The organism is Roseateles sp. P5_E11 (genome assembly GCF_054049355.1).
Map to the genome: position 1 here is coordinate 1 of NZ_JBFUMO010000025.1, position 25,160 is coordinate 25,160.

A 25,160-nucleotide genomic window follows, 5' to 3' on the forward strand; every position below is an offset into this window, starting at 1 on the left:
ACCGAGAAGTTCTCGGCACCGCGCCAGAAGTTCTGCGTCGCGTTGTCGCCATCCAGAAAGGCCGTTGAGCGCAGATCGCCGATGACGTGGACGTCGTCGGGATGCTCGCCCAGGCCCAGCACATGCGTGTAGAAGCCCACCGGAATGCGCAAGTCCTGGTAGGTGCCCGGCTTGAGCAGGATGGCGTCGCGGCGCGGGCCGAAATGGTTGGGCTGCTGGGCGGCGTAGATGCCGTCGATCAGCGCCTGCAGGCCCGGCGTCGCCGGGTCGACGACATGCACGTTGGGGCCGAAGTCCGGCACCTCAACCGCCAGAGCCGGAGCCGCCAACCCCACGGCCAGCACGGCCACCATCGCTCGCTTGCACTGCATGTCTCTTCCTCGCCAGGTCTCTGGTTGCCGCTGTTTGGAATCGGTTCCAATTCGCATATTGGATCATGTCCAGGCCGCCTGGTCTTCAGGGTTACTGCGGCGGCGGGCGGCGCACAATGGCGGCACTTGAGCAKCCTGCAACCAGGCGAGGAGGCCAGATGAGCCAGGGCTTCGGTCACGAATTGCCATCACKGCACAACCAGCAGGAGCACCGCCAGGTCTCCCGCTACCTGATCGTCATCGCGTCAAGCGGCGGCCCGGTCGCCAAGCTCTTTCTGGACAGCCGCGAGCAGGTCGGCGAATTCGATGCGGGCACCGAAGAGGTCGCCGTGATGACGCGCAACGCGTCGTCGTCGACGGGCGCTTCCGGCCCCGAATGGAACAAGGCCCTCGCCGGCCACAGCGCCGAGGAGCGCGCGGCCGCGACGGTCTACCAGCTCGACGTCTAGAAGCTCGATCCCGGCTGCTTCAGGAAGGCTTCCTCCTCGGCCGTCGATGCGCGGCCAAGGATGGTGTTGCGGTGCGGGTAGCGCCCGAAACGGTCGATGATGGCCTTGTGCTTGAGCTCGAAGTCGTGCGTGCCCTGCGGCGCGCGTTCCTTCATCAGCGGCTCGCCCGCCGCGTGGATGACGGCGGATTCGCTGTGCATATAGGGCATGAAGAGGAAGGCGCGCTGCTCGACCGGCAGGGCCAGGTCGGCACCGGCAGCGACGGCCTCCTGCGCCAGCGCGAGGGCCAGCGGATCGGCCGCGAAGGCGCCGGGCGTGCCGCGGTGGATGTTGCGGGCGAACTGGTCCAGCACGATGACCTCGGCGAGCCGACCTTCGGGCACTGCGCGCCAGGCAAAGAGTTCGCAGCGCTTGGCCTGTTCGTGCAGGGCGCCGAAGCGCGTGCGGACCTGCTCGTCGAAAGCGGTGTCCACCGTCCACCACTGCGCAGGCTTGATCTCCTGGAACCAGAAGCGAAGGATGTCGTCAGGCGTGGCCCTCATTTGCGCCCGCCAAACACCAGCAGCAAGCCGCCGACCGCAATCGCGCCCACGCCCAGCCACACCGGCAGATTGACTTCCTCCTTCTGCTTGGCCGACAGCTCCAGCGGCCCGAGCTTCACGACGGTGCTGTCCTTGGTGTAGCTGAAACCGCCAGTGGCCAGGCTGGCGGCGCCGGCGATGAGGAGGAGTACGCCGACGATCTTGGCGAAGTTCATAACAGGGCTTCCATGGGGTGAAGACCCAAGCTTAGAGCCTCACCACGCGTAGCTCGCCCCCAGCAACCCGTAGTTCACGCCTCCCTGGGGCCCGCGGCTGCGGCCGACGCCTGGCGTGACGGTCCAGCCAGCCCCCGCGGCGATGGCTGCCTTCATCTGCACGCTGCGCAGGTTGCCGCCATCGTGCAGCCGGTCCTGCATCACCTCGCCGTTCAGCGCCACGCGCTCGCTGACGCGGTAGGTGGCGCCGAGCTGGTGGCTGCGGTCCAGCGCCGCCTCGTCGCGGTTGATGGCCGTCACGCGGTTGCCCAGCAGCGGCACCCCGGCCAGCAGGCCGCCGCTGTTCGTCGCTTGCGTCGTGCTCGTCGTGTAGCGGTTGCGCATGACGGCGCCGTAGACGCTCAGGCGCGGCGTGACCGCCACCGCGCCGTGCACGCCCAGGCCATGGCCCCGCAGGCGCTGCTCGACCGGCGTGGCCGCGCCGCCGCCTGACGCCACCGTGCCCCGCGCACGGGCACTGCGCTTCACCGCATCGATACCGACGTTGACGCCCTCCGCCGGCCGCCAGTCCACCGCTGTAGCCAGGTCCGTCTGGCGCAGGCGCTCACCGTCGCGGCGCTGGCTGGCGTTCACACTGGCCTGCCAGGCCTTGCCGGCCACGCCACCACCGACCGCGACCTGCCGGGGCTTGACGCTGTTGCCACTGGCCAGGTCGTGGCTGCGCGACTGGCCGGCGCCCAGTTGCACCCAGGCGCGCTCACCCACGGGCAGGCTGACCGCCGCCGCCGCGCTCTGATTGCGCTGGCCATCGCGCTGCACGGCGAGGTTGACGGCGCGTTTGTCGGCATTCGGTGCCACCTCCTCGGCGTGGGCCATGCCGGCCAGCATCAGGGCGGTGGCAATGAGGCAGAGTTTGGACGTGTTCATGAGCGGGCTCCGTTGGATATCGAGTGCTGCGGGACGCTTCGGTCCCTCAACCCGACAACGCCGCCCGCGGCACAAAACTTCCCCGCCCAGATGTAAGCAGGCGCAGCCCACCGCATACTTGCTCCAACTACCCATGAGGCCTGCCGTGCCCGATCCCGCTCCGGACAGCAGCATCGACGCCGTCGCCCAGGCCCTTGAGGCCCAGGCCTATCTGCCCTCGCGCGAGCTGGCGACAGCCGCCTTCCTCGCGCTGCGCCTGTCGCGGCCCTTGCTGCTGGAAGGCGCGCCGGGCACCGGCAAGACGGCCATTGCCGCGGCACTCGCCACGGCCCTCGGYCGGCCGTTGATCCGCCTGCAGTGCTACGAAGGCCTGGACCTGGCCGCGGCCGCCTACGAGTGGAATTACGCGCGGCAGATGCTGGAGATCCGCCTCGCGCAGGCACACGAACGTGAACGCACGGCCGACGAACTCTTTGCGCGCCGCTTCCTTATCGAACGCCCGCTGCTGCAGGCGCTCACCATCACGCCCGCGCCCGTGCTGCTCATCGACGAGCTGGACCGCGCCGACGCGCCCTTCGAAGCCTTTCTGCTGGAGTTCCTGGCCGACTTCCAGATCACCATCCCCGAACTCGGCACCCTCACGGCTGCCACACCACCGCTKGTCATCCTCACCAGCAATCGCAGCCGCGAGGTCCACGACGCCGTCAAGCGCCGTTGCCTCTATCACTGGGTGGACTTTCCCGATGCCGCGCGCGAGCTCGCCATCGTCAGCGCGCGCCTGCCGCAGATCGAGCGGCGGCTCGCCGCGCAGGTCGTCGCCTTTGTGCAGGGCCTGCGCCAGCTCGACCTCTACAAGCTGCCCGGCCTGGCCGAGACGCTGGACTGGTCGCGTGCCCTGATCGAACTGAACGCCGTCAGCCTGGACCCGGCCACGGTGCAGTCGACCTTGGGCGTGCTGCTGAAATACCAGGACGACATCGCCCGCGTGCAGGGGAGCGAGRCCGCAAGGCTGCTTGCAGAACTGCGGCAGAGCGTCGAGGGCTGAGCCGTGGACCCGCATGCCGAGCGCTGGGCCGCTCCCGAGCCGGCATGCATCCCCTCGGGGGATCGGCTGGTGTACCCGCCGGCCGAGGGGCACCATCTGGCGGAAAACCTTGTGCATTTCGGCCGCGTCTTGCGCACGGCCGGCTTGGCCCTCGGCACCGACCGGCTGCTGCTCGCCGCCCAGGCGCTGGAAGCCGGCGGCCTGGCCTCGCGTGCCGACTTCAAGGCGACGCTGGCCGCCTGCCTGGTCGACCGGCCCGAGCACCGGCCGCTGTTCGAGCAGGCCTTCCACGTCTTCTGGCGCGACCCCGACCTGCTCGGCCGCATCATGGCCCTGCTACTGCCGCAGGCCCAGGGCCGTGCGGGCGCACCGCCACCACCCGAGAACCGGCGCCTGGCCGATGCGCTGTTTCCTGGCGCGCCTGCCGATTCGCCGCGCGCCGAGCAGGTCGAGATCGAGGCGCGTCTGGACGCCGGCAACCGCGAGCTGCTGCAGCGGCGCGATTTCGACACGATGACGGCCGCCGAATGGGCCGCCGCGCGCCAGGCCCTCGCCGCGTTGCAGCCGCGCCTGGCGCAACAGCTCACGCGCCGCCATGCGCCCGCGCCGCAAGGCCGCATCGCCTGGCGCGCCACGCTGCGCGCCGAGGCCCGGTGCGACTTCGCCCTGCCCACCCGTGAGCGCGCCCGCCGCCGCCCGACACCCCTGGTGCTGCTGGCCGACATCTCGGGCTCCATGGGCCGCTATTCGCGGGTGCTGCTGCATCTGGCCCAGGGCCTGTTGAATCCGGCCGGCGGCGCGGGCGAGGCCCCCGTCGTTGAAGCCTTCGTCTTCGGCACCCGGCTCACGCGCATCACGCGCCAGCTCAAAGCCCGCGACCCCGACGCGGCGCTGGCCGCCGTGTCCGCCGCCGTGCCGGACTGGGCCGGCGGCACGCGCATCAGCCAGAGCCTGCACGCCTTCAACCGCGACTGGGCGCGCCGCGTGCTGGGCGGCGGCGCGGCCACGGTGCTGCTCGTCACCGATGGCCTGGAACGCGACGCCGAGGACGGCGGCTCGCACCTGGCCTTCGAGGCCGAGCGGCTGCGCCTGTGCTGCCGCGAGCTGATCTGGCTGAACCCGCTGCTGCGCTTCAAGGCTTTCCAGCCGCGCGCCGCCGGCGTGAAGGCACTGCTGCCCCAGGTGACTCGCCATCTGCCGGTGCACGACCTCGACAGCATCGACCGTCTGCTCGACGCCCTGAAGCGATAGCCCACGTCCTACAGGCAGGCGGCGCAACGTCCGCCCTGCACGGGCCGTCCCACTGCTTAGATTTCGGTTTCGGCGGTGCGCATCCAGTGCTACCGCTTCCGATTGAAAGGAAGAGTCATGAAGATTTCGCAACTCGCTTCGCTGCTGGTCGCCGCTGCCCTGGTCACGCCGCTGGTCGGCCATGCCGATGACAAGCCGCCCGGCGCGGCCAAGGCCTGGGTCAAGGACTCGGTCGTGACGACCAAGATCAAGACGCAGCTCGCCACCAGCAAGATCTCGTCGCTGGCCATGGTTCACGTCGAGACCGACGCCAACGGCTATGTGCAGCTGACCGGCAAGGTCGCCACGCAGGCCGAGAAGGACCGCGCCGAAGCCATCGCCAAGGCGGTCGACGGCGTGAAGTCGGTCGACAACCAGCTGACCGTCAAGTAAACAGCGCCCCCCGGCCTCCCGCGCTGCCCGTCAGGCCCTGTCTGGCGGGCAGCGCTTTTTGTTGGCCGGGCCGACGGTCAGAATCGGTGCATGAATCTGACCGGCCAGCAGCATCTGCCCGTGTCCCAGGCTCAGGCCTGGGCCGCGCTGAACGACACCGCGATGCTGCAGGCCGCCGTGCCCGGCTGTGAGGCCCTCACGTCGACCGGCGACAACGCCTTTGACCTGTTGATGGCCGTGTCCATCGGGCCCGTGAAGGCCAGGTTCAAGGGCAAGCTGCAACTGTCCGAGTTGACGCCGCCGCAGAGCTACCGCATCGGCTTCGAGGGCTCGGGCGGCGCGGCCGGCCATGGCAAGGGCCAAGCATTCGTCCAGCTGCAGGCCGTGTCGCCCAGCGAAACGGTGCTGAGCTATGACGTGACGGCCAGCGTCGGTGGCAAGGTGGCGCAGATCGGCTCGCGTCTGGTCGATGCGGCGGCACAAAAGCTGGCCCAGGACTTCTTCATCCGCCTGCAGGCCGCGCTGGTTGAGCGCCATCCGCCAGCCGCCGCGCCGGCCCTCGCCGCAAGTGCCGCGCCGGCCGAGCGCCGCCACGCGCTGCAGCGCCTGCGCGCCTGGCTGCGCCGCTGGTTCGGGTGAGGCGGTTTGCAAAGAACAAGCACCTCTTCGTGACCAGCTGAAACACCATGGGGATTTCCCCAGCGCGCCACCGGTACAATTTCACATGTCCGAGACAACGGGCCTGCCTGCGCAGGCCCGTTCTTTTTGTGCAATGAATCCACAGCCCCCGCACCCACTTCGCTCGCCGCCCTCCCGGGGTGTGCGTCAGCGCGTGCCAGCGGCTGGGCCGCATTGATCATGTCCAGCCCCGCCGGCCGACTGCCCCATCTTGACGTGCTGAAGGCGCTCGCGGCACAGATCATCGTGCTGCACCACCTGGTCAGCTACGGGCCGATCGCCCGCGCCGCCCACGCCGCCCTGCCCCTGCTGGCCGGTGCCATGCATCAGTACGGGCGCATGTCGGTGCAGATCTTCCTGGTCGTCGGCGGCTATCTCAGCGCGCGCGGCCTGTCGCCGCGTGGACAGGCCCTGCAGGCCGCCGTGCCCGAGCTGCTGTGGCGGCGTTATCTGCGGCTGGTGCTGCCCTTCCTGGCGGCGCTGGCCCTGACACTGGGCATCTCCGGCCTCATCGCTTCGTCCTGGCCCGAGCTGGTGCCCGCCGACATCAGCGTCGGCCAGCTTCTCGCTCATGCGCTGCTGCTGCATGACGTGCTGGGCTACGAAGCGCTGACCGTGGGCGCCTGGTATGTGGCCATCGACCTGCAGCTGTTTGCCCTGCTCGTGGGCCTGCTGTGGCTGGCACGGCGCGGCTGGCGGCATCCAAGCCGTCTCGTCGTCGGCCCCGTCCTCGTCACGGCCGCCGCGCTGGCCTCGGCCTGGGTGTTCAACCGCCAGCCGGAGCTCGACGCCTACGCGCCCTACTTCTTCGCGTCCTATGGCCTGGGCGCTCTCGTGCATTGGCTGGGCCTGTCGCGTCACCGCCGCGCCGGCCTGCTGCTGCTGGCAGTGGCCGTGAGCGCCGCGCTGATGGTGGAATGGCGCGACCGCCTCGCCCTGGCGCTGGCCACGGCGTTGTGGCTGTCCTGGGCGCAGGCCCGCCATGCCGAGGGCCGTCAGCTGCTGCCGGCCGCCTTGGCTTCGGCCTTCGCCAGCGCCGCAACGCCCTCCTACGCACTGTTCCTGCTGCATTTCCCGGTGCTGCTGCTGAGCAACGCCCTGCTCGCGCATCTGCCGGGCGCGACACCCGAAGCCGGCCTGGTGCTGCTCGTGGCCACCTGGCTGCTGGCCAACGGCCTGGCCGTGCCCTTCCACCGCTGGGTGGAGGCGCCGGCCGCCCGCTTCGATCCACTGGCATGGCTGCCGCGCCTGCAGTGGGCCCCTCGCCCAGCCTCGCGTCGCTGAACGCGCGCGGTCTGATCGGTCCCGCGAGGACGGGCGATGCTTGCGGACCGGGCGCTCGGCCCGTAGCCGCGAACAACCGCCGACATCCCGCAACTGCGTGCTAATGTCGCGCGCTGCTAGTCCCAGGCCGCGCTTCCATGACGATTCAAACCCCGGCCGCGGCCCCCAGCCGCGAGCAACTGCTGCACAGCCTTTACGAGGCCGCCGAGCTCGAGCACAACCTCATGTGCACCTATCTCTACGCGGCCTTCAGCCTCAAGCAGGGCGAGGCCGAGGGGCTGGGTGCCGTCGAGGCCGAGGCCGTCGAGCGCTGGCGGCGCGAGATCATCGCCGTCGCCGTCGAGGAAATGGGCCACCTGGTGGCGGTCTGGAACATCACGGCGGCGCTGGGCGGCGCGCCGCGCATCGGCCGCGGCAACTTCCCGCTCGACCCCGGCAATCTGCCAGCCCGCGTCGTCGTCAAGCTCGCGCCCTTCAATGACGCGACGCTGCAGCACTTCATCTTCCTGGAGCGCCCCGAGGGCAGCGCTGAAGAGGACGGCGAAGGCTTTGCCGCCGAGCGCCTGTTCACGCGCGGCTCGACGGCACCGCGCGTCACGCCGATGGCGCGCGACTACGACACCGTCGGCCATTTCTACGCCACGCTGAGTGCCGACCTGCGCGCCTTTGTCGAGCTGCACGGCGAGGCCGTGGCCTTCTGCGGCAACCGCTGGCTGCAGCTCGGGCCCCAGGAGCTCAACCTCGGCGGCGCCCGCCATGTGCTGTGCTCCAAGACGGCGCTGGCGGCCTTCGACGCCATCGTGCAGCAGGGTGAGGGCGCCCCCAGCGACAGCGCGACCTCTCACTACCACCGCTTCGCCGCCATCCGTGAGGAGCTGGCCCAGCTGCGCGCCACCCACCCGGGCTTCGAGCCCGCCTGGCCGGCCGCCACCAACCCGGTGCTGCGCCGCCCGCCGCGGCCCGAGGGCCGGGTCTGGCTGGAGAACCCGGCTGCGGCGGCGACGGTGGACATCGCCAACGCCAGCTACGGCCTGATGCTGCGCCTGCTGGCCCAGAGCTATCTGCTGCCCGGGCCGTCGGCCGAGAAAAGCCTGATGGTGGATCTGGGCATCTGCCTGATGCGCGCCTTCACACCGTTGGCCGAGCATGCCGCGCGGCTGCCTGCCGGCCCGAGCAATCCGGGCTGCAACGCCGGCGTCAGCTTCACCGCCCTGCGCGACGCGGCAGCGTTGCCACCGGGGCCGGCCGCGCGGCGCTTCGTCGTCGAACGCCTGGGCCAGATCGCCGACGCAGCGGCCAGCCTGCACGCCGAGCTCGGGGCCGAACGCAGCGGCCGCGCGGCACGCCTGCTGCAGTCGCTGCGCGAACGCGCCGAGCGCGGGCTGGACCTGAACGCGCCCGTCGCCGCGCCTGCACCCGCCGCTGCGCCCGCCGCAGCACCTGCCGCGGCAGCACCGCCCCCGCCACCCACGGAGACCGTCGACGGCATCGAGATCGTGCAGGGCGACAAGCTCGAATTGCGCTTCGAGGCCCAGCGCTGCATCCATGCGCGCTTCTGCGTGACCGGCGCGCCCAAGGTCTTTCTCGCCAATGTGCAAGGCCCCTGGCTGCACCCTGACGCCATGCCCGTCGAGCGCCTCGTCGACATTGCCCATGCCTGCCCCTCGGGCGCCATCCAGTACCGCCGCAAGGACGGTGAAGACGACGAGGCGCCGCCGCCCGTCAACCTGCTGTCGGTGCGCGAGGCCGGCCCCTATGGCATACGCGGCGAGCTGGTGCTGCGCGGCCAGGCCATCGGCACGCGCGCCACGCTGTGCCGCTGCGGCGCGAGCAAGAACAAGCCCTTCTGCGACGGCAGCCATCACGACATCCACTTCGACGCGACTGGCGAGCCCGAGACCGGTCTGCTGGGCCTGCCCACCGACATGCCCGCCACGCGCGACGGCCGCATCGACATCGAGCCCGAGCCCAACGGCCCGCTACAGCTGCGCGGCCAAATCGAGGTGCTGAGCGGCACCGGCCGCATGGTCTGCCGCGTCGCGCAGGCGCGGCTGTGCCGCTGCGGCGGCAGCCAGACCAAACCTTTCTGCGACGGCACGCATGCCCGCAATGGCTTCAGTGCCGACTGACGCCAGCGACACCCGAAGCGCGCTGCAGCAGATGGCGGCGCGCACGCTGATCTGGATCGTCGGCGTCGTGGGTACCGTGGCCGCGCTGATCGGCGCCGGCGAGGCCKCCCTCGGCCTGCGCGCGCTGTGGGGCAGCCAGCGCCTCGTCGTCGGGCTGGCGTTGCTGGCAGTCAGCGGCGCAGGCTGGCTGCTGTGCCGCGCCGGCCGCGCGCGGCTGGCCACAACCCTGATCCTCGGCGGCACGCTGATCGCCCTCGTCGCCCACGCGGCCCATATCGGCCTGGGCGTGCACACCGTCATCCTCGCGGCCGGCGCCCTCGTCATCGCGCTGGGCGGCGGCGTGGCCGGCAATGCGGCGGCAGCCGTGCTGACCGTGCTCTACCTCGCCGCCATCGGCGTGCTGGCCGCGATGGAAGCCCAGGGCCTGCTGCTGGGACTGAGCGCGCCGCGCCAGCCGCAATTGATCGATCGCGTCGTCRCCCACTTCCTGATCGCCACCAGCGGCCTGGCCTCGGCCCTGCTGCTCAACCGCATCCTGGGCACGGCACTGGCGCGCGCCATCGGCGAGGAGGCCCGCCTGGCTCGCCTCGTGCAGGCCGCCCACAACTGGGCCTGGGAAGCCGACGCCAAGTTCCGCGTCACCATGCTGTCCGATGAGTTCGAGGCCCTGTCCGGCCACAAGCGCGAAGACTTCCTGCGCATGGGCGAGCCCGGCGGCGCCATGCTCGTGCGCGACGCCGACTACCCCGGCCTGCTGGAGGACATCCGCGCCAAGCGCGCCTACCGCGACCGCATCAACGGTTTTCGCGCGCCCGACGGCCGGCTGCTGTGGACGCTGGGCTCGGGCGAGCCCGTCTTCGATGCGAACGGCAGCCACATTGGCTGGCGCGGCGTCAGCCACAACATCACCGGCGAGCGCCTGGCGCTGCAGCAGCACCAGCGCACCGCCAACATGCTGGACCGCGTGCTGCGCGCCAGTCCCGACGCCATTTGCGTGGCCCATATGGAAGACGGCCGCATCCGCTTCGCCAACTCCGGCTTCTGTGCCCTGGTGGGCCTGTCGCGCGACGAGCTGATGGGCCACTCGGGCCGTGAGCTCGGCCTATGGCCCGACAGCGGCGAGCCCAGGCGCCTGGCCGCCGAGCTGGCCGCGTCAGGCATCGTGCGCGACTTCCGCTCCGCCCTGCTGGTGCACGGCGAGTGGCGTGACGTGCTCGTGTCGGCCGCAACGCTGGACTGGGAGGGCGAGCCGGCCACCATGCTGATCGCCCGCGACATCACCGAGCGCGAGCGCGCGCGCATCGAGGCCGAGGCCATCCTCGACCACGCCAGCGTCGGCATCGCGCTGACGCGCGGCGAGCGCTTCGAGCGCGTCAATCGCCACTGGCAGGAGATCTTYGGCGGCACCGAGCCGCAGCTGGCCGATGGCCACGCCTGCCTGCCTTCGGCCCAGGAGGTCGCCAGCGCCGCACTGGCATTCGAGCGCGACTTCATCCGCCCCGATGGCCGGCGCATCACCGTGCAGTTCAACGCCCGCGGCCTGCCAACGACGCTGGCCGGCCGCAGCGAAGGCCGCAACGACCAGGACTGCGACCACGCGACGCTCTGGGTGGCCGAGGACGTCACCGAACGCCGCCGCCAGGAGCGCGAGCTGCGGTCTGCCAAGCAGCAGGCCGAAGGCGCCAGCCACGCCAAGAGCGCCTTCCTCGCGACGATGAGCCATGAGATCCGCACGCCGCTGAACGGTGTGCTGGGCCTGGCGCGCCTGCTGCAGCAGGCCGGGCCCGACGAGCGCCGGCCGCAGTACCTGGCCCACCTCGTGGCGGCGGCCGAGTCGCTCAATGAGATCGTCTCCAACGTGCTGGACCTGTCCAAGATCGAGGCGGGTCATCTCGAGCTGGAGGCCATCGAGTTCGACCTGCACGCGCTGGCCCAGGCCGGCTTCGAAGGCTGCGCGGCACTGGGCCGCGAGCGCGGCCTGGACATGCAGATCGAACTCGCACCAGGCCTGCCGCGCCTGGTCATCGGCGACCCGCTGCGGGTGCGCCAGATCATGGCCAACTTCCTCGTCAACGCGCTGAAGTTCACCGAGCGGGGCCACATCCGGCTGAAGCTGTCGTCGGCCGGCGAAGGCCGCGTGCGCATCGTCGTCGCGGACAGCGGCATCGGCGTGCCGCTGGAGTTGCAGAGTCGACTGTTCCGCCCCTTCGCCCAGGCCGACGACTCGACGACGCGGCGCTTTGGCGGCACCGGCCTGGGGCTTTCCATCTGCCGCGAGCTGGCCGCGCGCATGCAGGGCCGCGTCGGCGTGCAGAGCGACGGCGCGAATGGCTCCAGCTTCTGGGCCGAGCTGGCCCTGCCCACGGCCCTGACCATCGACGACACCGCTGCGCGCAAGCGTATCCCGATGCCGCCGCGCTACCCGCTGGCCGGCCAGCGCCTGCTCGTCGCCGAGGACAACCCGGTCAACCGCCTCATCATCACGGCCCTGCTGCAGCGCCTGGGCGCCGAGGTCGTTGAGGCCGAGGACGGCGAGCAGGCCGTCTGCCTCGCGCGCGAGCAGGCCGGGCGACTGGACGGCGTGCTGATGGACCTGCACATGCCCAAGGTCGATGGCCTGAAGGCGACGCAGCTGCTGCGCGCCGACCCGATCACCGCCCAGCTGCCCATCCACGCCTTCACGGCCGCCGTGCTCGACCAGGAACGCCAGGCCGCGCTGGCCGCCGGCATGAACGGCTTCATCGCCAAGCCGGTGGCCGAAGAAGAAGTGATCCGCGTGTTGGGGCGCCAGCCCTGAAAGGACGACCGCCATGCCCATCCGCATCGTCAGGCTCGGCAGCCCGCGCGCCCAGAACGAAGGCACGCGCATCGGCACCGTGCGCCGCCCGCCGCGCGGCGTGCCCAAGGCGGAGTTCGCGTCACGCGATTTCTACGACGTCTGGTTCCCCAATCTCGCGCCCAGTCTTGAGGCCATGAAGCTCGGCCAGGCGGCTGAGACAGACGCCGAGTGGAAGATCTTCAAGAAGAAGTACAGCGCCGAGATGGCCGAGCCCGAGGCCCAACATGCGCTGAGCTTGTTGGCGACGCTGTCGGCGCAGACGAATTTCTCGGTGGGCTGCTATTGCGAGGATGAGGCGAGATGCCATCGCCCCCTGTTGCGCGCGCTGCTTGAGGACAAGGGCGCGCGCTGTACTTAACTCGCCGGCGGCATGCTGGTGTCGAATTGCGGGCCGAGCGCTGGGCCGCTCCCGAGCCGGCCCGCGTTAGGCGATGTGCTTGCGGCTCGATGCCGCAAGCATCGCCGTCCCCTCGGGGGACCGGTCAGGCACGCCCGCGTTCAGCGGCGCGAGACTGGACGAGGGGCTCCATTTCAAGCTCCGCCGTTGTCCTGCGCCTCGCGCTTGCGGTTCATGTCCGCCAGCGTCTTGCCCGCCTCGTCGCGGAAGGTCTCCTCCAGCACCTCCAGCGTCTCGACACGGTCGACGCGGAAACTGCGGAAGTCATTGCGCAGCTCGCACCAGGCAGCCAGCGTCCAGACCGGGCCCCAGAACAGGCAGGCCAGCGGGCGCACGATGCGCTCGCTCTTCACACCGCCCAGGTCCAGATAACCCACCTTCAGCTTGCGCCGGTCCTCGGTGGCCTCGCGCATGGCCGTCAGGTGGGCGCTGGTGGCCGGGTCCAGGGCCGGCAGCGGCGCATACAGCGCCAGGCTCTCGGCCGCGGCGCGTGCGTCTAGCGGCAGCACGGCGAGGATCTTGGACAGCGCGTTCTCGGCCTGGCGGGCCAACGCCGCATCCAGCCGCGATTCGGCCATGCGCACCGTCGCGACCAGGGCCTGGGCCTCCTGCTTGCTGAACATCAGCGGCGGCAGGTCAAAGCCTGCCCGCATGCGGTAACCGACGCCCGCCTCGCCCTCGATGGGCACGCCCTGCTGGCCCAGCGCGGCGATGTCGCGGTAGACGGTGCGCATCGACACCTCGAGGCGACTCGCGAGGTAGTCGGCCGTCGTGAGGCGGCGTCCGCGGATGAGCTGGACGATCTGGAAGAGGCGGTCTGCGCGGCGCATAACCGGTCATTGTGCGGGACCGGGCATGCCCCTTGCAGAAGACACGTGTCACCGACAACAACGTCGAGCTTCATCATGGCCATCTACGCCTCCTTCCAGGCCCGCGGTACCCGCGGCGCCGAACTGGCCACGCTGGGCGCCATCAGCGCCCCACTGGCTTCCCTGGCTCAAGACCAGCTATTCACGGCGCGCGCCGTGCCGGGGCACAGCCGCCCCGTGAAAGGGAAATCTCAGCCCATGGCCGTGCAAAGTTCCACCAGCGTGCCGTCCGGGCAGCGCACATAGGCCACCGTCTGGCCCCAGGGCTTGGTGACCGGTGCGGCCAGCGCGCGGGCGCCGGCGGCGACGGCCTGGTCATAGGCAGCCTGCACGTCGGTCACCGTGAAGCCGATCTCCATGCCCAGCGGCTGCGGGCTCGCGTCGGCGGCCACGTAGTCGTGCTGCACGCTGTCACGGGCGGTTGCGTGGTCCACAAAGGCGAGCGTGGTGCCGCTGCCGCCGGTGTCGACCTCGCCATAGGCGCCACTCTCGTGCAGGAAGCGCTTCTTGAGGCCGAAAGCCTTGTCGAAGAAGGCCAGGGACGCGGCCACGTCGGACACGTAGACGAGGGTGTAGGCGAAGTTCATGTGGGTCTCCTGAAGTGCAATGCCCGCATGCTGCGCCGGGTTGGCTGTCAGCGCGTGTCAGGAGCGGCTGAGAAAATCCGCCGCAATGCAAGCCTTCCTCATCGCCACCGGCCTGGTGGCCCTCGCCGAGATCGGCGACAAGACGCAGCTGCTCGCCTTCATGCTTGCGGCCCGCTTCAGGCGGCCGGTGCCCATCGTGCTCGGCATCTTCGTTGCGACCGTCTTCAACCACGCCGCTGCGGGCGCGTTAGGCAGCTGGCTGACAGGCCTGATCAGCCCGATGGCGCTGCGCTGGATCCTCGGCCTGTCCTTCCTGGCGATGGCGGGCTGGATGCTGATCCCCGACGAGCTCGACGAGGACGACACGCCCAAGCCAGGCCATGGCGTCTTCGTGACGACGGTCATCGCCTTCTTCCTGGCCGAGATGGGCGACAAGACGCAGATCGCCACCGTGGCGCTGGCGGCGCGCTTCCCGGCCGACTTCATCGGCGTCGTCGCCGGCACGACGGCCGGCATGATGATCGCCAACGTGCCGGCGGTGCTGCTGGGGGATCAGTTGGCGCAGAAGCTGCCGGTCAAGCTGGTGCACACGGTGGCCGCCGTCATCTTTGCGAGCCTGGGCATCGCGACGCTGGCCGGCCTGGGCGAAAGCCTGGGTTTTTGAGGGGTGGCGAGGTCCGGCTGGTGCCCTAGCATGCCGGCGACTCAACACCACCTCGGGGAGAGGCCATGACCTTCCAGGAATCCGTCCAGACCTGCTTCAGCAAATACGTCGACTTCTCGGGCCGCGCCAGCCGCTCGGAGTACTGGTGGTTCGCACTGTTCGTCTTCGGCGCGAGCTTCGTGCTGGGCATGTTCAGCCAATGGCTCAACATCATCTTCCTGCTGGGCACGCTGCTGCCTCAGCTGGCCGCCGCCACGCGCCGCCTGCACGACACCGGCCGCAGCGGCTGGTGGCAGCTGATCGGCTTGATCCCCCTCATCGGTTTCATCGTGCTGATCGTCTTCCTGGCCCAGGAAAGCGGTGAGGCGACCGAATCAACCGCCTGAGCGGGCGGCGTCGATGAAGGCGCGCAGCTTGGGCGCCAACGCTGCGCGCCGCGGAAAGTAGAGGAAGAGGCCGGGCTCCTCGAAGGCCGACTCGGGCAGCAGTTGCTGCAGACGGCCGCTGCGCAGTTCCGCGTGCACCAGCGGCTCGAAGATGTAGGCGATGCCGACGCCGGCCAGGGCCAGGTCGCGCGCGAAGCTGGCATCCGTGATGACGGCACTGCCCGTCGTGCGCACGGCCACCGTCTCGCCGGCCTCGCGCAGCTCCCAGTCGTAGAGGCTGCCGGCGGCCAGCAGGCGAAAGCCAATGCAGTTGTGCGCCGCCAGCTCGGCCACGCGGGCCGGCGCGCCGCGCCGGGCGAGATAGTCCGGCGAGGCGACGAGGATGGCCGAGAAGGGCGGCGTCAGGCGCACGCTGACCATGTCCTGCTGCACCTGCTCGCCCAGCCGGATGCCGGCGTCGAAGCCGCCGGCGACGACATCCACGAGGGCATCGTTGTCGTGCACCTCCACCGTCAACTTGGGGTGGGCCACCGCCAGCTTCGCGAGCAACGGCGGCAGCACCATTTGCGAAGCGACACGCGAGGAATTCAGCTTCAGTACGCCGCCAACCTCGCCGCGGGCGGCCCCCAGGTGTTCGACGGCCGCGCCGATGTCCTCCAAGGCCGGCCCCACGCTGGCGAGAAACCGCACGCCAGCCTCGGTCAACGCCACGCTGCGCGTCGTGCGCGCAAACAGCGGCTCGCCGAGGGCATCCTCCACCACGCGCACCGCATGGCTGACGGCCGAGGCGCTCATCCCCAGTGCCTGGGCAGCCGCCGCAAAGCCGCGCTTGTCGGCCACGGCAACGACGATGGGCAGATGGGCCAGCAATTCGCGGTTCATTCATGAACCATATCGCATGGCCCATGCGATTCAAGCGCCTTTATCCGATCACATCGTTTCGAGACACTGAATCCCGTCGCAACCCACCACCCCACGGAGCCCACCATGACTGCAACCACCAACATCCGCCCCACCTGGTTCATCACCGGCGCCTCGTCCGGCTTTGGCCTGTCCTTCGCGAAGTACGCCCTGGCTCAGGGCTACAACGTCGTCGCCACGGCCCGCCAGCCGGCGCGCCTGGCCGCACTGGCCGACAGCGCACCCGACCGCGTCCTCGTGCTGCCGCTGGACGTGACCGCCGCCGGCGACGCCGAGCGCGCCACGGTCGCTGCGCTGGCCCGCTTCGGCCGCATCGACGTGCTGATCAACAACGCCGGCTACGGCATCGTCGGCGCCGTCGAGGAGACACCCGACGCCGAGCTGCGCGCGCAGATGGAAACCAACTTCTTCGGCGCTGTCGCCGTCGCTCGCGCCATGCTGCCGGCCATGCGCGAGCAGCGCCGCGGCGCCATCGTCAACCTTTCCAGCATGGGCGGCCAGATGTCCTTCGGCGGCTTCGGCGCCTACTCAGCCTCCAAGTTCGCACTGGAAGGCCTGTCCGAAGCCCTGGCCCAGGAAGTCGCGCCCTTCGGCATCAAGATGCTGATCGTCGAGCCCGGCGCCTTCCGCACCGGCTTTGCGGGCGCCGACGTGCTGCGCCAGATGCCCGTGCTGGCGGCCTACGACGAGATCGTCGGCGGCACGCGCAGCTTTGCGAAGGGCATGGATGGGACGCAAGCCGGCGACCCGGACAAGGCGGCGGCGGCGATTGATGCGGCGCTGCGCGCGGAGGTCACGCCGTTGCGGCTGCAGTTGGGGGCGGATGCGATTGACGCGGTGCGCGGGCACAGCGAGCAGTTGCTGAAGGATCTGGCGGCGTGGGAGGGTGTTGGGCGGGCGACGGCGGTGGATTCGAAAGGTCAGTGAATTCAGCTACCTAGCACTGCAACGCACCAGCGAGCCGGTGCAGCAACCGCTGGCTGCCGCTAACTGGTTCTTGTGCTGGACAAGGCAGCAGCAATCAACGTAACCAAGTCCGCGAAGACCTGCCAAAAGCGATCGTCTTCGCTCCAGTCGATATGCGTCTCCTGCTCCAGCGCAAAAACCATGGGATGCCTTCGATTGCCGGCCATTTCAAGGAGGAGGCTGACAAGGGCGGCGACTTCCTCTTTTTCTACCAAGTTCGCCAGGCGCTCGGCCGAGTCTCGCGCCCATGTTTGAAACGGGCCCTGCCAAGGAAATTCGTCCGCTATGTAATAGCAGCCGAACTCGAACAGCAAAGCATCCTGTGGTGTTTTTCTAAGCATGAGGCGCTGGACGTTTGGAGTCTAAGAGGTGGGCCTTTTCTTCAATCCGCCAACACCTGCCTTACTGCCTTGTCCCACTCCGCCAGCCGCCCACCCGCCTCGTCCCGCGACATGCGTGGCTCGAAAGCTCGGTCCAGTTGCCAGATGGCACCAATCTGTTCGGTGGACTCGTAAAGGCCGGTCCCCAGCCCGGCCAACAGCGCTGCACCCAGGGCCGTCGTCTCGATGACCTTGGGGCGCAGCACCGGGATGCCGAGCAGGTCGGCCTGGAACTGCATCAAGAGGTCGTTGGCGCTCGCACCGCCGTCCACGCGCAACTCGGTGAGTCGCTCACTGGCACTGACGTCGGCATTCATGGCCGTCAGCACAGCCGCGCTCTGGAAGGCGATGCTCTCAAGCGCCGCGCGGGCGATGTGGGCCTGGGTCGTGCCGCGCGTGAGACCGAGCAGCGCACCGCGCGCATCGGGCCGCCAGTAGGGCGCGCCCAGGCCCGCAAAGGCGGGCACGAACATGACACCGCCGGCGTCCGGCACGCTGCTGGCCAGCGCCTGCACCTCGCCGCTGCCGCCAATGGCCTTCAGGCCGTCGCGCAGCCATTGCACGACGGCGCCGCCGACGAAAACGCTGCCCTCCAATGCGTATTGCGCGGTGGCGTCCACCTGAGCGGCGCGCGTCGTGATGAGGCCTTGCGTGGAAGTGCGCGCTTGGTGGCCGGTGTGCATCAGCAGGAAGCAGCCGGTGCCATAGGTGTTCTTGGCCTGGCCGGGCTGCAGCGCGGCCTGGCCGAAGAGAGCCGCCTGCTGGTCGCCCGCGATGCCGGCGATGGGGACGCCGAACTCGGCCGCCTGGCCGAACACGCCGGCCGAGGGCCGCACCTCGGGCAGCAGGCTGCGCGGAATGTCGAAGGCCGCCAACAGCTCGTCGCTCCAGTCGCCGCGGTGGATGTCGTAGATCAACGTGCGCGAGGCATTGCTGGCGTCGGTGGCGTGGACCTTGCCGTCGGTCAACTTCCAAAGCAGCCAGCTGTCGATGGTGCCAAAGGCCAGCTCGCCGCGGGCCGCGCGCTCGCGGGCGCCGGGCACGTGGTCCAGCAGCCAGCGCAGCTTGGTGGCCGAGAAATACGGGTCGAGCACCAGGCCGGTCAGCTCGCGCACGCGCGGCTCCAGGCCCTGGGACTTCAACTGTTCGCAGAATGCCGCCGTGCGGCGGTCCTGCCAGACCAGGGCCTTGTGCAGGGGCTTGCCAGTCTTGCGGTCCCACAGCACGACGGTCTCACGCTGGTTGGTGATGCCGATCGCCGCGACCTTCACACCTGCCTTGGCCATAGCCTCTCGGGCGCATTCAACCTGATGCGTCCAGATCTCCTCGGCGTCATGCTCCACCCAGCCCGGCTGGGGGAAATGCTGGGGCAGCTCGCGCTGGGCCGAGGCGAGCAAGCGGCCGTCGCGGCCAAAAACTAGAGCGCGCGAACTAGAGGTTCCCTGGTCCAACGCAAGCAAGGCGTCCATCACCATCCCTTAGAGTGAGTGCATGGTGGACGATTTTGACGTGGTGGTGGTGGGAGGCGGCATCAACGGCACGGGACTGGCCCGCGACCTGGCCGGGCGCGGCTGGCGGGTGCTGCTGGCCGAGCGCGATGACCTGGCCTCGCACACGTCTTCGGCGTCCACCAAGCTCGTGCACGGCGGGCTGCGCTATCTGGAGACCTATAAGTTCTCGCTGGTGCGCAAGGCGTTGCAGGAGCGCGAGGTGCTGCTCAGGAGCGCGCCTCATCTGATCCAGCCGTTGCGCTTCGTGCTGCCGCATGCGCCGCATCTGCGCCCGGCCTGGATGATCCGCATCGGCCTCTTCCTCTACGACCACCTGGCCCGCCGCGAGCTGCTGCCGGGCTCGCACGGCCTGCGGCTGGCGGGCAGCGTCTATGGCGCGCCGCTCAAGCCAGAATTCACGCGCGGCTTTGTCTATTCCGACGGCTGGGTGGACGACGCCCGCCTCGTCGTGCTGAACGCCCAGGACGCCCAAGCCCGCGGCGCCGAAGTGCTGACGCGCTGCGCCGTGACCCGGGCCGTGCGCGGCGCAGACGGCTGGCAGGTCACGCTGCAAAAGGGCCGCCAGTTCCGATCACGTGCCCTGGTCAATGCAGCCGGCCCCTGGGCCGAGCGCTTCCTGCGCGACCATACACAAAGCGGCAATGCCCAGCCGCTGCCGGCGCGCGGCCTGCGCCTCGTCAAGGGCAGCCACATCGTCGTCGACCAGCGCTTCACCCACGACCACGCCTACATCTTCCAGAACGCCGATGGCCGCATCATCTTCGCCATCCCCTACCAGGATCGCTTCACGCTGATCGGCACGACCGACGTCGAGCTGCCCGAGCATGAGGACCCGCCGTCGCGCGCCACCATCGCCGAAGACGAGATCGCCTATCTCTGCGAGCAGGCCAGCCGCTATCTGGCCCAGCCGGTGAAGCCCGCCGATGTGCTGTGGACCTATGCCGGCGTTCGCCCGCTGCTGGACGAAGGCGGCTCGGCTTCAGCCGTGACGCGCGACTATCTGCTGGAAGCCGACAAGGACGGCGGTGCGCCGCTGCTCAATGTCTGGGGCGGCAAGCTGACGACCTATCGCAAGCTGGCCGAGGACGGCGCGACCCAGCTCGGCGAATTGCTGGGCGATGCGCGCAAGCCCTGGACGGCCGGCACCACGCTGCCCGGTGGCGACCTCGGCGCACATGGCGTGAACATCGACGCCTTTGCCGCCGAGCTGCAAGCCGCGCACCAGGGGCGGCCCGGCGTGCGCCGCATCGCCCGCGCCTATGGCAGCAAAGCTCGCGAGATGCTGGCTGCGCCACCTGGCGCCGAGATCGCGCCGGGCCTGTTTGAGTCCGAACTGCGCCATCTGGTGGAGAGCGAATGGGCCACCAGCGCCGAAGACGTGCTGTGGCGGCGCAGCAAGCTCGGCCTTCACTACACCGCCGAACAGCGCGAGGCCGTGGCGGCCTGGTTCAAAACGCGAACTTGAAGCCGACAGTCTTCAGCCGGGCGCGAGCGCCTGCGAACTGCCGGCCATAGGACGCATCGACAAACACGCGATCGGCCAGCAGCGCCACACGCAACGCCGCATTGGCCCAGGGCCGGCCACGGTCGTCGCCGAAGACCTCGGCCATGGGCTGCCAGCGCCCACCCTCGCCGAAGCCGCCATGCTCGACGGCCAGGGCCCAGGTGGTGCTGCGCCGGCGCAGCATCTCGTCGCGCTGGTGGCCCAGGTTGGCATGCAGGGACAGCTCGCGCGTCAGCGGCACGCTGCCAACCAAAATCAGCCCCGCGCTGCTGCGCCGCCACACGGTTTCGACATGGCGATGCGAGAGGCTCCACGCCAGCGTGAGCTGGGCGTCGCCATCGGCCCAGGCGGCGCTGGCCAGCAGGGTCTTGCCGTTCAGCGCCAGCTCGCGCGGCCGGATGATGTTGAGCGCGACCTCGGTACCCCAGCCGATGCCGCAGCCGAGTTGCAGGCTGGTCTGGCGCTGGCCGTCTTCGCCCAAACGCCAGTCACCATGGGCACCTTCGATCTCGCAGGCCTGCGGGTCCATGACGGCGGCGTCTTCGGCCTGCAGCGGCCGACCGGCCTGGGCCGTGCAGGCGCCCAGGGCGAGGCTGAGGACGAAGGCGGGGCGCATGGGGGAAAGAGCCTAGCGCCCCGGTGTGACGAAGGCATGGGTGATGATGCCGGCCATGCTGTTTGGTTTGTTGTTCGCCCTCGCTGCCGGGCTGATGTGGGGGCTGGTGTTCGTCGCGCCCGTGATGTTGCCGGGCTATGCGCCCGCCTTGCTGACGGTGGGCCGTTACCTGGCCTTCGGCCTGATCGCCGTGCCACTGGCCCTGGCCCTGGACCGGCGCGCGCTGCGCGAGTTGCGGCCGGGTGACTGGTGGGAGGCGGCCAAGCTCAGCCTGATCGGCAACTTCCTGTACTACCTCTGCCTGTCGGCCGCCATCCAGCGCGCCGGCGCGCCGCTGCCAACCATGATCATCGGCACGCTGCCGGTCGTCATCGCCATCTGCGCCAACCATCGCAACCGCGTGCGTGACGGCCATCTGCCGTGGGCGAAGCTGACGCCGTCGCTGCTGCTGATCGCCGCGGGCCTGGCCTGCGTCAATCGCGACGAGCTGGCGGTGCTGCAAGCCGAGGCCGGCGACCCGCGCCGCTATGCCGAGGGCGCGCTGCTGGCCATCGCCGCGGTGGCCTGCTGGACCTGGTATCCGATCCGCAATGCCGACTGGCTGCGCGCGCACAGTGATCGCAGCCCCAGGGCTTGGGCGACGGCGCAAGGCCTCGTCACCTTGCCGATGGCGCTGGTGGGCCTGCTGCTGCTGGCGCTCGCGTACCTGATGGCGCCGGGCAAGCTGATTCCCGCGGACTACGCTTTTCCGCTCGGCGACAGGCCGCTGGCGTACGTGGGTCTGATGGCGGCCATCGGCCTGTGCTCATCCTGGTTGGGCACGCTGTGCTGGAACGAGGCCAGCCAGCGTCTGCCGACCTCGCTGTCGGGCCAGCTCATCGTCTTCGAGACCTTGGCCGCGCTGGCCTACGCGTTTGCGTGGAAGCAGCGCATGCCGCCGCCAGCGACCCTGGCCGGCGTGGCCTTGCTGATCGCCGGCGTCGTCTGGGCTCTGCGCATCAAGCCGGTGAAGCACGCGGCCTGATCGGGCCGCCACGGCGCAAGTCTCAGGCCGCGAAGACCTCGAACAYGCGCTGGCCATCGAAGCCATCGGCCTCGCCGCGCTTCATGTGGCCGCGGGCGTTGCTGACGACGCGCGTGTCGCCGATGCGGTAATCGTGGCGGCAGTGAAGGTGGCCGTGCACCCAGAGCTGCGCGCCAGGCAGCAACTCCTCATCGTTGTTGCAGAAGCTGGCCGTGCCGGGCTGGCGGCCATAGCGCGGGTCGGCGCTCTTCAGGCTGGGTGCGAAGTGGGTGATGGCCACCGTGGCGTCCCAGTCACCCGTGCGCGCGAGTTCGCCGGCCAGCCAGGCGCGACTCTCCAGCGCCAGTTCGCGCACCGCCTCGACGCCGAAGACCTCGCCATGGCGCGTGGCCTGCATGACGTTCTGGAAGTAGCCACCGGCGCGCATCGCACGATCACGGCCGCCAGGGCCGAAGGCGTCGAAGTCGCACCAGCGCGTGCAGCCAATAAAGCGCACGCGCCGGCCCTGGGCGTCGGTCATGACGATGGATTCGTCGTCCAGCATCTGCAGGCCGACGGCCTTGACGTGAGCGCGCAGGGCCTCACGCGCCTCGTCCACGTCACGGCGGTCGTACTCGTGGTTGCCGGGCACGAACAGCACCGGCACCGGCCAGCCGCGGAAMAGCTCGAAGCTGCGCCAGGTTGTGTCGATGTCGCCGGCGAGGATCAGCAGCTCGGCGCCCGGCGCGGGGATGGGCTGGTAGGACTCCGTTTCGAGGTGCAGGTCGGAGAGCAGTTGAAACTTCATGCAACCGTCTTCCTTTGTCGGTCACGCACTACGTGAGCCTCATGCAGCGATTTCGCGAGCCAGCAGACGAAAGCGCGCAACAAATGGAAACGGGCCAGAGCCATCAGAAGAGAGTCGTTGAATTGCCTGCCTCAGAGACATCGAAGTCCGCGCGAGAGACAGGAACGCAGGGATTTGAATGGACATGTCGACGAATACGCCATCGGCAGAGCTGTTCACACCGCAATAGAAGGCGACTGCTGAGAGCGCCTCAAACGCAACCTCTCCGTCTGAATCGTTGGTGAGCTCCAGCAGCAATTGAGCAGCAGCATTGCCCTGGTGTGGTCCAAGCACAGACGCCAAGCATTGCCGCCAGGAAGCCGGTCGCGCATCGACCAGGCTTGATACTGCTTGCCACTGTGCCTCTTGGAGCATGCCGAGCATCTCAGCCGCACGCTCATGTTCTCCGCCATCGTTCCAACGCATCGAATCCGCATCCGATGCCGAAAGCAGCTCATCGAGTGCTTCCAGTACGCTCGGCACAACCAATACCTTGTCGACGTCGTGGTCCAGCAGACGCCGCGGAGACTAGTTGGCTCCGTGGCACTGTTTGTACTTGCGCCCCGAGCCGCAAGGACAGGGATCGTTGCGCCCAACCTTGGGCGTGTCGCGCTTGATGGTGTCGACACGGTAGCGTTCGGCCTCGGTCAGGTCGGCGAGGTCGGCCACCGTGACAACCAGTTCCTCGATCGCATCGTCCAGATCCTTCAATGGATGCTCGCGGTTGAGTGTTGCGACGACCTCCTTCTCCTCGGCCGTCTCGGCCGGCAGATGGCGGTACAGACGCGCGAGCGCGGCGGACACCGCGTCGTCGGGCATGTCGGCCAACTCGGGAAAGCACAGCGCCGCATGCTGGAAGCCGGCAACCCAGGGCATCAGCGCGCGCGACAAGGGGCCGAGGGCGTCGTAGCTGGCGCGGGCGGAGCGCTCTTCCTCGCTGGCGTCTTCCGGCAGCGGGTCGGGTTCCTGTTCCTCATCGACCTCCAGGATGACGGGATCGAACCAGCCATCTTCGGCCAGGCCGCGGTTCAGGGCGGCATGGCGACGCTCGACAAGCTGGGTCAGCTTGTCCAGCCAGCCGGCGTCTACCGTCTCGGGCAGCAGGCCGCCGTCGTAGTCAAAGATATTGGGCAGCCACTCGTCGGCCTCGATGAGGCGGGGCTGCACGATGACGCCACACAGATAGCCATCGAGCATGGAGGCGTCCAGCGGCTGCAGCGGCTCGGGCGTGGCGGCGAGGAGTTCGTCGAGTTCGGCGAACTCGGCGTCGGTGAGGTCTTGGGTGCTCATGGGCGCGGATTGTCGGGGTTTGCCCCCTTCGGGCAAGCCGCCGCGCCGAAAACGTTCAACTCCCTAGAACCGAAATACATGTCATCGATGTCAACGATCAGCCACATTGGTAAAAACCCAAATGACATCGATAACATTTGCCATCAAAGTCCGGTCCATCGAAAGTGGCGACGGCCGCGCTGGCTTTCGGGATCGGAATCGCTGAATAAGTCACCGCGATGCGGCGCGCCCTGGTTTGGTATGGGCTGCAAGGCGCAAAGCGCAGTCATAGCTTGGCTATGGCGAGCATTTGCAACGCCGCAGACCGCCCAAAGCAGGGATGCGCCGCACGCGAGGGACTTGTTCAGCGATTCCACAACAACAACCATCGGAGACCACCCATGCTGAGCCCCCATGCCGCGCCGCGCGCCGGCGTCCGCCTCGTTCGCACCGCCTTTCGTCCCCAGCTGATCGCGCTGGCCGCCGCCGCCCTGTGTGGCGCCGCGTTCGCGCAAGACGCCGCCAAGCCTGCGGAAAAACCTGCCGCACAGTCCCCCGAATTGAAGGAACTCGACGCCGTCGTCGTCACCGGCACGGCGCGCCGCGAGGGCGTGCGCAAGCTCGAAGCCGGCTTCTCGATCACGACCGCCACCGAAGAGCAGATCAAGCAGGCCGCGCCCACCAGCACGGCCGACATCCTGAAGACCGTGCCAGGCGTCTTCGTCGAAACCTCGGGCGGCCAGGCCGGCGCCAACATCCGCGTGCGCGGCTTCCCGACACCCGGCGACGGCCCCTACTCGACCTTCCAGCTCAACGGCGCGCCGCTCTACCACCTGCCCACGCTGAGCTTCTTCGAGCACTCGCAGCTGTTCCGCCTGGACGACACCATCGACCGCATGGAAGTGCTGCGCGGCGGCCCCAGCCCCATTTTCGGCAGCGGCCAGCCGGGCGTGACGGTCAACTTCATCCAGAAGGACGGCCGCAACCCCGAGGCCAGCCTGCGCGTGACGACCGGCACCGGCAGTTTGAAGCGCGTCGACGGCGTCTATGCCGGCAAGCTGAGCGACCAATGGAATGT

Annotated in this window: 27 protein-coding genes and 1 pseudogene; 15 read left to right on the forward strand and 13 right to left on the reverse strand. The window is 69.3% G+C overall.

Annotation, left to right across the window (positions count from 1 at the left end; translation table 11 throughout):
* A pseudogene (locus ACXJKR_RS03680) lies at positions 1–371 on the reverse strand (hypothetical protein); the annotation flags it as partial.
* Between the two features lie 158 nt (positions 372–529).
* Between ACXJKR_RS03680 and ACXJKR_RS03685 the strand changes: the two are divergent.
* Positions 530–820 (forward strand): hypothetical protein, encoded by a 291-nt coding sequence (locus ACXJKR_RS03685; protein ID WP_457320830.1) that lies wholly within the window; start codon positions 530–532, stop codon positions 818–820.
* Here the strand turns inward: ACXJKR_RS03685 and ACXJKR_RS03690 are convergent.
* From ACXJKR_RS03690 to ACXJKR_RS03700, 3 genes are read right to left on the reverse strand one after another with little or no spacing between them, the layout of a single operon-like run.
* A complete protein-coding gene (locus ACXJKR_RS03690; protein WP_457320832.1) occupies positions 817–1,362 on the reverse strand; it encodes a DUF924 family protein in 546 nt (181 codons plus the stop codon). The two genes, ACXJKR_RS03685 and ACXJKR_RS03690, sit on opposite strands and share 4 nt — an antisense overlap.
* Entirely contained in the window at positions 1,359–1,577 is a 219-nt protein-coding gene (locus ACXJKR_RS03695; RefSeq protein ID WP_056200707.1) for a hypothetical protein, read from the reverse strand. The genes ACXJKR_RS03690 and ACXJKR_RS03695 overlap by 4 nt, the downstream gene beginning before the upstream one ends.
* 39 nt (positions 1,578–1,616) lie before the next feature.
* A complete protein-coding gene (locus ACXJKR_RS03700) occupies positions 1,617–2,504 on the reverse strand; it encodes a hypothetical protein (RefSeq protein WP_457320834.1) in 888 nt (295 codons plus the stop codon).
* A gap of 145 nt (positions 2,505–2,649) precedes the next feature.
* Between ACXJKR_RS03700 and ACXJKR_RS03705 the strand changes: the two genes are divergently transcribed.
* The 8 genes from ACXJKR_RS03705 to ACXJKR_RS03740 all read left to right on the forward strand — a co-directional run bounded on the left by ACXJKR_RS03705 (position 2,650) and on the right by ACXJKR_RS03740 (position 12,520).
* Positions 2,650–3,549, forward strand: coding sequence for an AAA family ATPase (locus ACXJKR_RS03705; RefSeq protein ID WP_457320836.1), 900 nt, complete (start codon positions 2,650–2,652; stop codon positions 3,547–3,549).
* A 3-nt stretch (positions 3,550–3,552) separates the two neighbouring features.
* Positions 3,553–4,800 (forward strand): vWA domain-containing protein, encoded by a 1,248-nt coding sequence (locus ACXJKR_RS03710; protein WP_457320838.1) that lies wholly within the window; start codon positions 3,553–3,555, stop codon positions 4,798–4,800.
* 117 nt (positions 4,801–4,917) lie between these two features.
* Positions 4,918–5,232, forward strand: coding sequence for a BON domain-containing protein (locus tag ACXJKR_RS03715; protein ID WP_056200713.1), 315 nt, complete (start codon positions 4,918–4,920; stop codon positions 5,230–5,232).
* A gap of 90 nt (positions 5,233–5,322) precedes the next feature.
* Positions 5,323–5,871, forward strand: a complete 549-nt coding sequence (locus tag ACXJKR_RS03720; RefSeq protein ID WP_056200716.1) for a CoxG family protein — start codon at positions 5,323–5,325, stop codon at positions 5,869–5,871.
* Positions 5,872–6,090: 219 nt separating this feature from the next.
* Entirely contained in the window at positions 6,091–7,194 is a 1,104-nt protein-coding gene (locus tag ACXJKR_RS03725) for an acyltransferase family protein (RefSeq protein WP_457320841.1), read from the forward strand.
* Between the two features lie 137 nt (positions 7,195–7,331).
* Entirely contained in the window at positions 7,332–9,323 is a 1,992-nt protein-coding gene (locus ACXJKR_RS03730; protein WP_457320843.1) for a ferritin-like domain-containing protein, read from the forward strand.
* Positions 9,313–12,120 carry an ATP-binding protein gene (locus ACXJKR_RS03735; protein WP_457320845.1) on the forward strand — a complete coding sequence of 936 codons (2,808 nt, stop codon included), beginning with the start codon at positions 9,313–9,315 and terminating at the stop codon, positions 12,118–12,120. The genes ACXJKR_RS03730 and ACXJKR_RS03735 overlap by 11 nt, the downstream gene beginning before the upstream one ends.
* 13 nt (positions 12,121–12,133) lie before the next feature.
* A complete protein-coding gene (locus ACXJKR_RS03740) occupies positions 12,134–12,520 on the forward strand; it encodes a DUF488 domain-containing protein (RefSeq protein ID WP_457320847.1) in 387 nt (128 codons plus the stop codon).
* A 173-nt stretch (positions 12,521–12,693) separates the two neighbouring features.
* Here ACXJKR_RS03740 and ACXJKR_RS03745 read toward each other — a convergent pair whose 3' ends face one another.
* Both ACXJKR_RS03745 and ACXJKR_RS03750 read right to left on the reverse strand, forming a co-directional pair.
* Positions 12,694–13,389 (reverse strand): helix-turn-helix transcriptional regulator, encoded by a 696-nt coding sequence (locus ACXJKR_RS03745; protein ID WP_056200736.1) that lies wholly within the window; start codon positions 13,387–13,389, stop codon positions 12,694–12,696.
* Between the two features lie 230 nt (positions 13,390–13,619).
* The gene (locus tag ACXJKR_RS03750; RefSeq protein ID WP_457320849.1) at positions 13,620–14,015 is read right to left on the reverse strand and encodes a VOC family protein; all 396 of its coding nucleotides are present in this window, start codon (positions 14,013–14,015) and stop codon (positions 13,620–13,622) included.
* Positions 14,016–14,100: 85 nt separating this feature from the next.
* Here ACXJKR_RS03750 and ACXJKR_RS03755 point away from each other — a divergent pair, with 85 nt between their 5' ends.
* Both ACXJKR_RS03755 and ACXJKR_RS03760 read left to right on the forward strand, forming a co-directional pair.
* Complete coding sequence (locus tag ACXJKR_RS03755; RefSeq protein ID WP_457320851.1) at positions 14,101–14,679, forward strand: TMEM165/GDT1 family protein; 579 nt, start codon at positions 14,101–14,103, stop codon at positions 14,677–14,679.
* Between the two features lie 65 nt (positions 14,680–14,744).
* A complete protein-coding gene (locus tag ACXJKR_RS03760) occupies positions 14,745–15,065 on the forward strand; it encodes a DUF805 domain-containing protein (RefSeq protein ID WP_457320852.1) in 321 nt (106 codons plus the stop codon).
* On the opposite strand, the gene ACXJKR_RS03765 is transcribed toward ACXJKR_RS03760, so the two are convergent.
* The gene (locus ACXJKR_RS03765) at positions 15,054–15,947 is read right to left on the reverse strand and encodes a LysR family transcriptional regulator (RefSeq protein WP_457320854.1); all 894 of its coding nucleotides are present in this window, start codon (positions 15,945–15,947) and stop codon (positions 15,054–15,056) included. The two genes, ACXJKR_RS03760 and ACXJKR_RS03765, sit on opposite strands and share 12 nt — an antisense overlap.
* A gap of 105 nt (positions 15,948–16,052) precedes the next feature.
* On the opposite strand from ACXJKR_RS03765, the gene ACXJKR_RS03770 reads away from it, so the two are divergent.
* The gene (locus ACXJKR_RS03770; protein WP_457320856.1) at positions 16,053–16,913 is read left to right on the forward strand and encodes an oxidoreductase; all 861 of its coding nucleotides are present in this window, start codon (positions 16,053–16,055) and stop codon (positions 16,911–16,913) included.
* A gap of 59 nt (positions 16,914–16,972) precedes the next feature.
* Here the strand turns inward: ACXJKR_RS03770 and ACXJKR_RS03775 are convergent, their stop codons facing one another.
* Positions 16,973–17,293 carry a hypothetical protein gene (locus tag ACXJKR_RS03775; protein WP_157281859.1) on the reverse strand — a complete coding sequence of 107 codons (321 nt, stop codon included), beginning with the start codon at positions 17,291–17,293 and terminating at the stop codon, positions 16,973–16,975.
* Positions 17,294–17,334: 41 nt separating this feature from the next.
* Positions 17,335–18,801: a glycerol kinase GlpK gene (gene glpK, locus ACXJKR_RS03780; protein ID WP_457320858.1), complete on the reverse strand. Its 1,467-nt coding sequence runs from the start codon at positions 18,799–18,801 to the stop codon at positions 17,335–17,337.
* A gap of 22 nt (positions 18,802–18,823) precedes the next feature.
* Here glpK and glpD point away from each other — a divergent pair, with 22 nt between their 5' ends.
* Positions 18,824–20,308 (forward strand): glycerol-3-phosphate dehydrogenase, encoded by a 1,485-nt coding sequence (glpD, locus tag ACXJKR_RS03785; RefSeq protein WP_457320860.1) that lies wholly within the window; start codon positions 18,824–18,826, stop codon positions 20,306–20,308.
* Here the strand turns inward: glpD and ACXJKR_RS03790 are convergent.
* Positions 20,292–20,963, reverse strand: coding sequence for a hypothetical protein (locus tag ACXJKR_RS03790; protein ID WP_457320862.1), 672 nt, complete (start codon positions 20,961–20,963; stop codon positions 20,292–20,294). The genes glpD and ACXJKR_RS03790 overlap by 17 nt on opposite strands.
* A 55-nt stretch (positions 20,964–21,018) precedes the next feature.
* Between ACXJKR_RS03790 and ACXJKR_RS03795 the strand changes: the two genes are divergently transcribed.
* Positions 21,019–21,987 (forward strand): DMT family transporter, encoded by a 969-nt coding sequence (locus tag ACXJKR_RS03795; RefSeq protein WP_457320864.1) that lies wholly within the window; start codon positions 21,019–21,021, stop codon positions 21,985–21,987.
* Between the two features lie 22 nt (positions 21,988–22,009).
* Here ACXJKR_RS03795 and ACXJKR_RS03800 read toward each other — a convergent pair whose 3' ends face one another.
* Genes ACXJKR_RS03800 through ACXJKR_RS03810 form a run of 3 tightly spaced genes read right to left on the reverse strand, consistent with a single transcriptional unit; the run spans position 22,010 to position 24,103 of the window.
* Positions 22,010–22,774, reverse strand: coding sequence for a metallophosphoesterase (locus ACXJKR_RS03800; RefSeq protein ID WP_457320866.1), 765 nt, complete (start codon positions 22,772–22,774; stop codon positions 22,010–22,012).
* A 39-nt stretch (positions 22,775–22,813) separates the two neighbouring features.
* A complete protein-coding gene (locus ACXJKR_RS03805; protein WP_457320868.1) occupies positions 22,814–23,296 on the reverse strand; it encodes a hypothetical protein in 483 nt (160 codons plus the stop codon).
* A 45-nt stretch (positions 23,297–23,341) separates the two neighbouring features.
* Positions 23,342–24,103, reverse strand: a complete 762-nt coding sequence (locus tag ACXJKR_RS03810) for a UPF0149 family protein (protein ID WP_457320870.1) — start codon at positions 24,101–24,103, stop codon at positions 23,342–23,344.
* 380 nt (positions 24,104–24,483) lie between these two features.
* On the opposite strand from ACXJKR_RS03810, the gene ACXJKR_RS03815 reads away from it, so the two are divergent.
* Positions 24,484–25,160: TonB-dependent receptor plug domain-containing protein (locus tag ACXJKR_RS03815; RefSeq protein WP_457320872.1), on the forward strand; the 677-nt coding region annotated here is incomplete at its 3' end.